The organism is Pseudomonas sp. 13B_3.2_Bac1 (assembly GCF_025466205.1).
Lineage (GTDB): Bacteria > Pseudomonadota > Gammaproteobacteria > Pseudomonadales > Pseudomonadaceae > Aquipseudomonas > Aquipseudomonas fluorescens_H.
This window is the reverse complement of record NZ_JANLOG010000001.1, coordinates 47,478-59,623: the sequence shown is the minus strand read 5'-3', so window position 1 is coordinate 59,623 and position 12,146 is coordinate 47,478. Positions and strand designations below refer to the sequence as shown.

General features: G+C 61.2%; 9 protein-coding genes. All 9 read right to left on the bottom strand.

Annotated elements, in window-relative coordinates; translation table 11 throughout:
• Positions 1-33 precede the first annotated feature (33 nt).
• The 9 genes from NTD85_RS00315 to NTD85_RS00275 all read right to left on the bottom strand — a co-directional run bounded on the left by NTD85_RS00315 (position 34) and on the right by NTD85_RS00275 (position 12,145).
• Positions 34-1,989, bottom strand: a complete 1,956-nt coding sequence (locus tag NTD85_RS00315) for an acetoacetate--CoA ligase (protein WP_262141137.1) — start codon at positions 1,987-1,989, stop codon at positions 34-36.
• Positions 1,990-2,156: 167 nt separating this feature from the next.
• Positions 2,157-2,930 (bottom strand): 3-hydroxybutyrate dehydrogenase, encoded by a 774-nt coding sequence (hbdH, locus tag NTD85_RS00310; RefSeq protein ID WP_027612662.1) that lies wholly within the window; start codon positions 2,928-2,930, stop codon positions 2,157-2,159.
• Between the two features lie 7 nt (positions 2,931-2,937).
• Positions 2,938-4,329, bottom strand: coding sequence for a GntP family permease (locus NTD85_RS00305; protein WP_262141136.1), 1,392 nt, complete (start codon positions 4,327-4,329; stop codon positions 2,938-2,940).
• A 278-nt stretch (positions 4,330-4,607) separates the two neighbouring features.
• Entirely contained in the window at positions 4,608-6,023 is a 1,416-nt protein-coding gene (locus NTD85_RS00300; RefSeq protein ID WP_262141134.1) for a sigma-54 interaction domain-containing protein, read from the bottom strand.
• A gap of 169 nt (positions 6,024-6,192) precedes the next feature.
• Positions 6,193-7,767 (bottom strand): ABC transporter ATP-binding protein, encoded by a 1,575-nt coding sequence (locus tag NTD85_RS00295; protein ID WP_226499208.1) that lies wholly within the window; start codon positions 7,765-7,767, stop codon positions 6,193-6,195.
• Between the two features lie 9 nt (positions 7,768-7,776).
• Positions 7,777-8,799, bottom strand: coding sequence for an ABC transporter permease (locus NTD85_RS00290; RefSeq protein WP_262141131.1), 1,023 nt, complete (start codon positions 8,797-8,799; stop codon positions 7,777-7,779).
• Positions 8,799-9,860: a microcin C ABC transporter permease YejB gene (locus tag NTD85_RS00285; protein WP_003225430.1), complete on the bottom strand. Its 1,062-nt coding sequence runs from the start codon at positions 9,858-9,860 to the stop codon at positions 8,799-8,801. The genes NTD85_RS00290 and NTD85_RS00285 overlap by 1 nt, the downstream gene beginning before the upstream one ends.
• Positions 9,860-11,728: an extracellular solute-binding protein gene (locus NTD85_RS00280; protein WP_262141128.1), complete on the bottom strand. Its 1,869-nt coding sequence runs from the start codon at positions 11,726-11,728 to the stop codon at positions 9,860-9,862. Before NTD85_RS00280 ends, NTD85_RS00285 begins: the two co-directional genes overlap by 1 nt.
• 135 nt (positions 11,729-11,863) lie before the next feature.
• Positions 11,864-12,145, bottom strand: a complete 282-nt coding sequence (locus tag NTD85_RS00275) for a peptidylprolyl isomerase (RefSeq protein WP_007912303.1) — start codon at positions 12,143-12,145, stop codon at positions 11,864-11,866.
• Position 12,146: the final 1 nt, after the last annotated feature.

The window sequence follows — 12,146 nt, the reverse complement described above, 5'->3', positions numbered from 1 at the left end:
CGAGCAAGCCCGCTCCCACAAGGGGATGGCGTGCTAATCCGACAGCTCCGGGCGATTGCGGAACTGCTCCAAGGCCTCGGGATTGGCCAGCGCATCGGTATTTTTCACCGGCTCACCGTGCACCACATTGCGCACCGCGAGTTCCACCACTTTGCCGCTGATGGTGCGTGGAATATCGGTCACCGCGACGATCTTCGCCGGCACATGGCGCGGTGTGGTGTTGGCGCGGATCACCTGGCGGATCTGCTGTTGCAGTTCGTCATCCAGCGCAACACCGTCCTGCAGGCGCACAAACAGCACCACCCGCACATCGTCCTGCCATTGCTGCCCGATCGCCACGCTGTCCAGCACCTGCGGGACTTTCTCGACCTGACGATAGATTTCCGCCGTGCCAATACGCACGCCGCCGGGGTTGAGCACCGCGTCGGAGCGGCCATGGATCAACATCCCGCCGTGCGGCAGTTGCTCAGCGTAATCGCCCTGGGCCCAGACGCCCGGGAACAAGCTGAAATAGGATTTGCGCAGTTTTTCGCCGTCAGGGTCTTGCCACAGGCCGATGGGCATGGCCGGGAAGTGCCGGGTGCAGACCAGCTCGCCTTTTTCGCCGATCACGGCAACGCCGGCGTCGTTCCACACCTCAACCGCCATGCCCAGGCTCTTGCCCATGATTTCGCCTCGGCGTACCGCCGACAGCGGGTTGCCGTTGACGAAGCACGACACCACATCGGTGCCGCCCGACATCGACGCCAGGCACACATCGCGCTTGACGTCGCGGTAGACGAAGTCATAACTCTGCGGCGACAGCGCGGAACCGGTACAGAGCAAGGTCTTCAGGCTACTCAGATCATGGCTGTGCGCAGGCTTCAGGCCGCTGCTTTCCAGTGTTGCGAGAAATTTCGGGCTGGTGCCGAACACGCTGATGCGCTCGTCGTCGATCAGGTCGAGCAAGCGCTCATCGCCGGGGTGAAACGGCGAGCCGTCATACAGCACCACCGCGCTGCCGACCGCGAGCGCCGAGACCAGCCAGTTCCACATCATCCAGCCGCAAGTGGTGTAGTAGAACAACCGGTCACCGGGGCCGAGATCGACGTGCAGTCCGTGCTCCTTGGCATGCTGCAGCAGCACGCCGCCAGTGCTGTGCACGATGCATTTCGGTACGCCGGTGGTGCCACTGGAATACAGCACGTACAACGGATGATTGAACGGTACCGGGACAAAACGCGGTTCGCCGCCGGATTGGTAAAAATCGTCCCACAACGTCACGTTGGCGTGGCTGTGGTAATCCTCGGCACGGGCCTGTTCGCGGGCATAGGGCACGATGATCAACTGCTGCAGCGACGGCAGTTGCGCGAGGATTTCGTTGACCTTGGTGGTCTGGTCGATGTCTTTGCCGGCGTAACGGTAGCCGGCGCAGGTGATCAACAACTTGGGTTCGATCTGGCCGAAACGGTCGATCACGCCGTGGGTGCCGAAGTCTGGCGACGAGCACGACCAGATCGCGCCGAGGCTGGTGGTCGCGAGCATCGCCACCAGGGTTTGCCAGGTGTTGGGCATGCACGCGGCCACCCGATCACCGAGGCCGATTCCGCAGGCCATCAGGCTGGCCTGAAAACCGGCGACTTGCTCGGCCAGTTCGGACCAGGTCAGTTGTTCGCGCTGGCCGTTTTCCGCCACGGCAATCACCGCGACTGCATCGTCACGACGGCGCAGCAGGTGCTCGGCAAAATTCAGGGTCGCACCGGGAAACCATTCGGCACTGGGCATTTGCGCGCCTTCACGCAGGACGGCGTCGGGCTGGGTGTGGAACCGGATGTCGAAAAAGTCGACGATCGCCTGCCAGAACGCCTCGCGCTGATCCACGCTCCAGCGGTGCAGGTCGGTGTAGCTGCTCAGGGCCAGGCCATGACGCTGATTGATATCGCGGCGGAAATTGTCCATGCGCGATTGGGCGATACGCTCGGCATCGGGTTGCCAGAGGATGTCGGACATTGGTTTGCCTCTTGTTGTGTTGTTCAAGCACGCAGGCCAGGGTGCAGCACTTAATTCTGTGGCGAGGGAGCTTGCTCCCGATCGGCTGCGCAGCAGTCGTAAATTGTCGGGGGCGGCTTCGCCACCCAGCGGGAGCGAGCTCCCTCGCCACAGGGGGCCTGCGCTACCTATTGCGCCAACCACCCCCCATCAATATTCCACGCCGCCCCCCGCACCTGACTTCCAGCCTCGCTGCACAGAAACAACACCAATTCCCCCAGATGCTGCGGCGTGACGAACTCCAGCGACGGCTGCTTCTCCGCCAGCAGATCATGCTGCGCCTGCTGCGGGTCGACCCCTTTGGCAGCACGATCATCGATCTGTTTCTGCACCAGCGGCGTCAGCACCCAGCCCGGGCAGATCGCATTGCAGGTGACATTGCTGGTAGCTGTCTCGAGGCCGACCACTTTGGTCAAACCAATCACGCCGTGCTTGGCCGCAACATACGCAGCCTTGCCAGTCGAACCCACCTGACCATGCACCGAAGCGATATTGACGATTCGTCCCCAACCCTTGGCACGCATCCCCGGCAAGCTGAGGCGGGTGCTGTGGAACACCGATGACAGGTTGATCGCGATGATCGAGTCCCAGCGCTCTACCGGGAACTCCTCAACGGCGGCGACATGCTGGATCCCGGCGTTGTTGACCAGAATGTCGACGCCACCGAATTCGCGCTCGGCGTAAGCGATCATCTCGGCGATCTGCGCCGGATCGCTGACGTCCGCCGGGTGGTGACCGACCTTGCCGCCGAACTGGCCGACTTCGGCGATCACGCTCGACGCATCGCCAAAACCGTTGAGAATCAGATTGGCGCCGGCCTTGGCCAGGCTCAGGGCGATGCCCAGACCGATGCCGCTGGTGGAGCCGGTGACCAGTGCGGTCTTGCCCGAAAGAGTCGTCATGAATACCTCACACAATGCCAGTGGCGTAGAAAGTGCCGATCACTACGAAGACCGCCAGGGTCTTGATCAGCGTAATACAGAAAATGTCTTTATAGGCTTCGCGGTGGGTCAGGCCGGTAACCGCCAGCAGGGTGATCACCGCGCCGTTGTGCGGCAGAGTGTCCATGCCGCCGCTGGCCATCGCGGCCACGCGGTGCAGCACTTCCAGCGGAATGTTCGCCGCGTGCGCCGCTGCGATGAACTGCTCGGACATCGCCGCCAGCGCGATGCTCATGCCGCCCGACGCCGAACCGGTGATACCCGCCAGCAGGGTGACGGTAATCGCTTCGTTGACCAATGGATTGGGGATTTGCTTGAGCCAGTCGGCCAGCACCAGAAAGCCTGGCAACGAAGCGATTACCGCACCGAAGCCGTATTCCGAGGCGGTGTTCATTGCCGCCAGCAATGCGCCGCTGACCGCGCTTTTGCTGCCTTCGGCGAGTTTGCTGCGGATCGCCTTGAAGCCGAACACCAGCACCATCAGGATGCCGATCAGCAACGCCGCCTGCACCGCCCAGATCGCCGTGAGCTTGGCGATTTCCGTCGTCACCGGCGTGGCCATCCCCGGCAGCGCCAGGCTGTGGGTCTTGCCGTACCACTGCGGAATCCACTGGGTGAACAACAGGTTCATGATGCCCACCGCCAGCAGGGGCGACAGGGCGATCCATGGGTTCGGCAGCTGCAGATCTTCGGCCGTTTCCGGCTCGTTACGCAGTTCGGTGCCGTAGCCTTCACCCGCGCGCTGCGCCTTGTTGCGCTGGCGCTGCAGGAACAGCATGCCGGCGCAGAACACGAAGATCGTGCCAATCACCCCCAGCCACGGCGCGGCCCACGCGGTGGTGTTGAAGAAGGTGCTGGGGATGATGTTCTGGATCTGCGGAGTGCCGGGCAGGGCGTCCATGGTGAAGGAGAACGCGCCGAGGGCGATGGTCGCCGGGATCAGACGCTTGGGAATGTTGCTCTGGCGGAACATCTCGGCGGCAAACGGATACACCGCAAACACCACCACGAACAGCGATACGCCGCCGTAGGTGAGCAGGGCGCAAACCAGCACGATCACCAGCATCGCCTGTCGGGTGCCGAGCAAGCCAATCGCCGCAGCCACGATCGAACGGGAGAACCCCGACAATTCGATCAACTTGCCGAACACGGCGCCGAGCAGGAATACCGGAAAATACAGTTTGATGAAGCCGACCATTTTCTCCATGAACACCCCGGTGAAGGCAGGGGCGACGGCGGACGGGTCGGTGAGCAGGACAGCGCCGAGGGCGGCAATCGGGGCGAAGAGGATAACGCTGTAGCCACGGTAGGCGGCGAGCATCAGCAGCGCGAGGGCTGCCAAGGCAATGGTCACACTCATGGTGTGTCTCCAGGGATTGTTATTTTTGTGGGTGAAGCGGGTGTGGGGAGGGCTTTAGCGAGATCTGTGCCAGATATTCAAATCATTGAAATGTAAGGGTTTTATAGGTTTCAGCGTGTTGAGAGTTGAAGGGTTGTCTCTTTCTGGAGATTTTTGTTGAGAGGGCTGACGCCTTCGCGAGCAAGCCCGCTCCCACATTTGGAATGCGTACCCCCCTGTGGGAGCGGGCTTGCTCGCGAAGCTCCTGCTGTTGTCTTTTTTTGGAGACTTAAGTCTCTTTATTGAGACTCGGCAATACCCAGGGCCAGCATCTTCTTGTACAGCGTCGAGCGTCCCAGCCCCAGTCGAGCCGCCGCCTCCGGCACTTTGCCCGCACATTGCGCGAGGGCAGACTGGATCAACTGCCGGTCAAACCGCTGCCGTGCCTCGGCGAATGTCTCCTCGGCCAACGGTTCCCGCGTCGAAACCGACGGACGCTCAACCGGGGTAAACGTGCCGATGGCTGCACGAATATCCTCTTCGGTGAGGATCAGGTCATCGCTGAGCAGCGCCGCGCGCTCCAGCACGTTGCGCAATTCACGAATGTTCCCCGGCCAAGCATGTTGTCCGAGCAGTTCCAACGCCGCGCGGCTCAGTTCATGCTGGCTACGCAACTCTTCAAGAATCGCCTCGCTGAGCGCCGGCAAATCGTCGAGACGCTCGCGCAGCGGCGGAACCTGGATCGGCAGCACATTGAGGCGGTAATACAGGTCGGCGCGGAACTCACCGCGCTTGATCGCGGCTTGCAGATCGGTCGAAGTCGCCGCGATCACTCGCACATCGCTCTGAATCACGTCGTTGGAGCCAACCGGTTCGAATTCCTTTTCCTGCAGCACCCGCAGCAGTTTGCTCTGCAGCGGCAACGGCATGTCACCGATCTCATCGAGAAACAGCGTGCCGCCCTGCGCGATCTGCAACTTGCCGGTCCGACCCTTGCGGTCAGCGCCGGTAAACGCGCCGGGCGCGGTGCCGAAAAACTCGGCTTCCAGCAGCGCTTCGGGAATTGCCGCGCTGTTGATGCTGACAAACGCTTTGTGCGCGCGGGGCGAAGCGCTGTGAATCGCCTGCGCCAGCAATTCCTTGCCGGTGCCGGTTTCGCCGAGCAGCAACACGGGTGAATCGGTGCTCGCACTGCGGCGGGCGCGGCGTTTGACTTCGAGGCTGGCGCTGCTGGTGCCGATGAAATGGGCGAAGTTGTATTTGGTCTGCCGCGCCCGCAGCAGCGAGCGGGTCGAGGCCAGTTCTTCCTGCATGCTCAGGTAGCGCTTGAGCATCGGTGACAGGCTGCGCAATTCGTCGAACAGGGCAAACCCGATGGCGCCGATCACCGCGCCGGCGTCGTCGTGGATCGGCAGACGCATCACCACCAGCGGCTCTTTCGGTGTGTCCTGCATGTCCAGCAGAATGGGGCGGCCGGTGCGCACCACTTCACGCAGCAGGCTGCCGGGGATCACGCTTTCGCAGGGTTTGCCGATGGCTTTTTTCGCCGACTCAAGACCAAAACGCCGCGCATAGCGCTCGTTCATCCAGACGATGTTCGCGTCACGATCGACAATCACCGTGCCCTCGCTGGACTGCTCGATAATCTCGAACAGCGAGCGGATCGCCAGCGTGCGAACGCGTTGGTAGTCCTTGAGGCTTTCGGTGGTGTTCATGCGTGGGTTGATCCGGAGTTTGGGTTGTCTGTAAGGCCCTCTTCGCGAGCAAGCCCGCTCCCACAGGTTTCTCTGGGGTACCCAATATTTGGGTACAACCCGAATCCCTGTGGGAGCGGGCTTGCTCGCGAAGGCCGCGACTCGGTTTCAAGTCAAACAGTGATTATGCCTACCCCGGATGTGCCGCCGCCAACAGCTCCTTGGTGTAAGGATGCTGCGGCGAGTCAAACACCTCATGGCTGGCACCGCGTTCAACCACTTTGCCGTCCTTGATCACGATCATGTCATGCGCCAGCGCCCGTACCACCGCCAGGTCGTGGCTGATGAACAGGTAGGTCAGGCCGTGTTTTTCCTGAAGGTCGCGGAGCAGGGCGACCACTTGTTTCTGCACGGTACGGTCAAGGGCCGAAGTCGGTTCGTCGAGCAGGATCAGCGCCGGTTTCAGCACCAGCGCCCGGGCGATGGCGATGCGCTGGCGCTGACCTCCGGAAAATTCGTGCGGGTAGCGATGACGACTCTCCGGGTCCAGGCCAACCTCCTTGAGCACGCGGATCACCTGTGCATCGCACTCTTCGGCGCTGGACTGGCAATGCACCTCCAGCCCTTCACTGATGATTTGCGCCACGGACATCCGTGGACTGAGACTGCCGAACGGGTCCTGAAACACCACCTGCATCTGACGACGCCACGGCCGCAACTGCTTCTGATCGAGACCGTCGAGGGCCGCGCCCTGAAAGCGGATGCTGCCCTCGGAGTCGAGCAGCCGCAGAATCGCCTGGCCCAGGGTCGATTTACCCGAACCGGACTCGCCGACGATGCCCAGGGTTTTGCCGCGCTGGATATTCAGGCTGATGCCGTCCACCGCCCGCAAATATTGTTTGCGCTGGAACAGCCCGCCACCGACAACGAACTCGACCCGAAGATCATCCACCTCCAGCACGTTCTCGCGCTCGTCCCGGGGCAGGGCTTCGCCCTCCGGTTCGGCATTCAGCAGCACGCAGCTGTAAGGGTGCTTCGGTTCGGTAAACAGGGTTTCGCACGGCGCCTGCTCGACGATCTCGCCAGCCTTCATCACGCACACCCGTTGCGCGATGCTGCGCACCAGATTGAGGTCGTGACTGATCAGCAGCAGCGACATGCCCAGGCGTTGTTGCAAGGACTTGAGCAGCAGCAGGATCTTGCGCTGCACCGTCACATCCAGCGCCGTGGTCGGTTCATCGGCGATCAGCAGTTCCGGCTCGCAAGCCAGGGCCATGGCGATCATTACCCGTTGCCGCTGGCCGCCGGACAGTTGATGCGGATAGGCCTTGAGGCGTTCTTCGGGCTTTTGAATACCCACCAGTTCCAACAGTTCAAGGATGCGCTGTTGCGCCGCTTTACCGCCCAGTCCCCGATGCACCAGCAGGGTTTCGCCGATCTGCTTTTCGATGGTGTGCAGCGGATTGAGCGAGGTCATCGGCTCCTGGAAGATCATCGCGATGCGGTTGCCACGCAGTTCACGCAGGACCTTGGGATCGGCGCCGAGCAGTTCCTGACCGCGATAGCGAATGCTGCCGCTGGTTTGCGCATCGCCTTCGGGGAGCAATTGCAGGATCGAATGCGCGGTTACCGACTTGCCCGAGCCCGACTCGCCGACCAGGGCCAGGCACTCGCCGGGGCGGATGTCCAGGCACAGGTTGCGCACCGCCGGCTGGCCATGGAAGGCGACATTCAGGTCACGGATTTCGATCAGGTTATCAGTCATGGTCACACTTCAGGATCGAGGGTCGAACGCGTCACGTAACGCTTCGCCGATGAACACCAGTAAAGAAAGAATCAGCGCCAAAGTGAAAAACGCCGTCAGCCCGAGCCATGGCGCTTGCAGGTTTTGTTTGCCCTGACCGATCAGTTCGCCCAGCGAAGCACTGCCGGCGGGCATGCCGAAACCAAGGAAGTCGAGGGCGGTGAGAGTGGAAATCGCCCCGGTCAGAATGAACGGCAAGTAACTCAGCGTCGCGTTCATCGCATTGGGCAGGATGTGCCGGAAAATCACTTTGCGGTCAGTCAGGCCCAACGCGCGAGCCGCTTTGACATATTCCAGGTTACGTCCGCGCAGAAACTCCGCGCGCACCACATCCACCAGTGCCAGCCACGAAAACAGCGCCATGATCCCCAGCAGCCACCAGAAATTCGGCTCGACGAAACCGGACAGAATGATCAGCAGATACAGCACCGGCAATCCGCTCCAGACCTCCAGCACGCGTTGCCCGAGCAGATCGACCCAGCCGCCGTAATAACCTTGCAGAGCGCCGGCGGCGATGCCAATCAGCGCGCTGATAGCGGTCAGCATCAGCGCAAACAGGATCGACACCCGGGCGCCGAAAATCACCCGCGCCAACACGTCGCGCGCCTGATCGTCGGTGCCCAGCCAGTTGACCCTGGAGGGCGGGCTCGGCGCGGGTTGGTTGAGATCGTAGTTGGGGGTGTCCTCGCTGAACGGGATCGGCGGGAACAGCAGCCAGCCACCGTCCTTGCGGATCAGGTTCTGCACATACTCACTGCGGTAATCGGCCTGGAACGGCAGTTGCCCGCCAAACTCCTGCTCGGTGTAGCGCTTGAATACCGGGAAGTAGAGTTGGTTTTGATAGCTGACGGCCAGCGGTTTGTCGTTGGCGATCAGTTCACCACCAAGGCTGAGCAGGAACAGGCCGATAAACAGCCACAACGACCACCAGCCACGGCGGTTTTTCTTGAATCGTGCAAAACGGCGACGGCCCAGAGGCGAGAGCTTGAACATCAGGCGTTCCTCGCGGCGAAGTCGATACGGGGGTCGACCAGGGTGTAGCACAAGTCGCCGATCAGTTTTATCAGCAGGCCGAACAGGGTGAAGATGAACAACGAGCCGAACACCACCGGATAGTCCCGGGAAACCGCCGCTTCGTAGCTCATGCGGCCGAGGCCGTCGAGGGAAAAGATCACTTCGATCAGCAGCGAACCGGCAAAAAACACGCTGATGAACGCCTGCGGAATTCCCGAAACCACCAGCAGCATCGCGTTGCGGAACACGTGGCCGTAAAGCACACGGCGTTCGCTCAAGCCTTTGGCGCGTGCGGTGACCACATATTGTCGGGTGATTTCATTGAGGAACGAGTTCTTGGTGAGGATCGTCAGCGTGGCGAAACCACCGATGACCAGTGCCGTCACCGGCAACACCAGATGCCAGAAGTAATCGGCGATCTTGCCCAGGGTCGACAGCGATTCGAAGTTGTCGGAGACCAGCCCGCGCACCGGAAACCAGTTCAATGATGTGCCACCGGCAAACACCACGATCAGGAACATCGCGAACAGAAACGCCGGCATCGCGTAGCCAATGATGATCGCAGTGCTGCTCCAGATATCGAAATGGCTGCCGTGATGCACCGCCTTGCGGATGCCCAGCGGGATCGACACCAGATAGGTGATCAGCGTCGCCCACAGGCCGAGGGAAATGGTCACTGGCATTTTTTCCAGAATCAGATCGGTGACCGTCGCCCCGCGGAAAAAGCTTTTGCCAAAATCCAGCTGCGCGTAGTTCTTGAGCATCAGCCACAGGCGTTCATGCGCCGGTTTGTCGAAACCGTACTGTTTTTCGATGTCCTTGATCAGTTGCGGATCGAGGCCACGGCTGGCACGCGAGGTGCTGCTCATGGTCTCGCTGGAACTGCCGCCGACACTGGCACCGCCGATCCCTTGCAGATGAGCGATGGCCTGTTCGACCGGGCCGCCGGGTGCCGCTTGAATGATCACGAAATTGACCAGCAGAATGATCACCAGCGTCGGAATGATCAGCAGCAGGCGCCGCAGAATGTATGCCCACATCAGTGCGGTCCTCCGGGTCTGCCACGGCCGATTTTTGCGGCGGTCATCTGCTGGTTGGTCAGCGGCGTACTGCTGATTTCCCACCAGCTCTCGATCGCTTCGTCATTGCTGGCCTGTATCGCCGGCATGCCGAAACGGTTCCACCACACGGTGGAGGTGCCCGGCGGGTAATAATTGGGAATCCAGTAGTAATTCCATTGCAACACCCGGTCCAGGGCGTGGGCGTAGTGCAGCATGTCGCTTTGGGTCGAGGCGCGGATCAGGCCATTGATCAAGGTGTCGACCGCCGGATTCTTCAGCACCATATAGTTGTTGGCGCCGGGGTCGTTGGCCGAAATCGAACCGAAGTAATTGAGCAGCTCGCCACCCGGAGACGTGGTGACCGGGTAGCCGGTGACGATCATGTCGTAGTCGCGGCTCATCAGGCGATTGACGTATTGCGAGGAGTCGATGCGGCGGATATTCAGGTCGATGCCGATCTGTTTCAGCGTGCGCTTGTAAGGCAGAAGCAGACGGTCCATACCGTTCTGGCTGACCAGAAAGGTGAAACTCAACGGTTCACCCTCGGCGTTGACCAATTGGTCACCATCAGGTTTCCAGCCGGCTTGTTCCAGCAATTGCAGGGCTTGCAGTTGCTTGTCGCGGATCAGGCCGCTGCCATCGGTTTTCGGCGCTTCGAAGACCTGAGTGAACACCTCATCGGGAATTTGCCCGCGCAACGGTTCGAGGATTTTCAGCTCGGCGGCATCCGGCAACTCGCGGGCTGCCAGTGCGGAGTTGGAGAAATAGCTCTGTTGGCGGATGTACATGTTGCGCATCATCTGCCGGTTGCTCCACTCGAAATCCCAGAGCATCGCCAGCGCCTGGCGTACCCGACGATCCTGAAACATCGGTTTCTGCAGGTTGAATACAAAGCCCTGGGCCGATTGCGGGGCTTCGGTGGCGAGGTGGGCTTTCTGCAAGCGGCCGTCACTCAGCGCGGGGCTGTCGTAGCCGATCGAATAGCCGGTCGCGGAAAACTCGCGGTTGTAGTCATAGGCGCCACCGCGCAGAACCTGACGGGCGACATCGGTGTCGCCGAAATACTCGATGCTGAAGTGATCGAAGTTATACAGGCCGCGACTGACCGGTAGATCCTTGCCCCACCAGTCAGGGTTGCGCTCGAAGGTGATGCTGCGCCCGGAGTCGACCTTGCCGACCCGATACGGGCCGCTGCCCAGTGGCGGTTCATAACCACCACCGCCGGCGAAGTCGCGGGTTTTCCACCAGTGCTCGGGGAATACCGGCAGGGTGGCGATGTCCAGCGGCAAGGTGCGGTTTTCACTGCTCTTGAAAACGAAACGCACGGTCAGCGGCGCTTCCACTTCCACGCCTTTGACGTCGGCGAACTGCGTGCGATAACGCAGGCTGCCCTGGGTCATCAACAGGTCATAGGTGTAACGCACGTCTTCGGCAGTGATCGGTTTGCCGTCAGCGAAGCGTGCCTTGGGATTGATGAAGAAACGCAGCGACAGGCCATCCTCCGAGCGCTCCATCTTTTGCGCCACCAGGCCGTAGACCGTGTAAGGCTCATCCATCGAGCGCTGGGCCAGAGGCGAGTACAGCATGCCGTCGATCTGGGTGACGCCGATGCCTTTGTCTATATAAGGCAGGATGTGATCGAAATGCCCGATCTCTATCGCCGAGCGGCGCATGGTGCCGCCCTTGGGGGCCTGCGGGTTGGTGTAGTCGAAATGGCTGAAACCGGCCGGGTATTTGGCGGGTTCGCCATAGACGGTCAAAGCGTGTTGCGGGGTGGCGTCCACACCAGTGGAGCCCAACAACAGGGCCACGGCAGTGAACAGCAAAGTCGGGAAAGCCAGTCGCATTGTCAGCCTTAAAGCCGGGTGATCGATAAGCGCAATTTGTACGCGAGCGGCGCGTCAGTCGCCAGCCGTATCCTGTAACCAAAACACAACGGCCCACCAAAAGGCGGGCCGTGGCACAGCAAACCGGACGCGAAATCAGTCCTGGCGGCTGGTGACTTCGAGCAGGTGATAACCGAACTGGGTCTTCACCGGGCCTTGCACGACGTTGATCGGCGCGCTGAAGACCACGGTGTCGAATTCCTTGACCATCTGGCCAGGACCGAACGAACCCAGGTCGCCGCCCTGACGGCTGGACGGGCAGGTAGAGTTGGCCTTGGCGACTTCGGCGAAATCAGCACCGCCTTCGATCTGGGCCTTGAGTTCGTTGCACTTGTCTTCGCTGGAAACCAGGATGTGGCGGGCAGTGGCTTTAGCCATG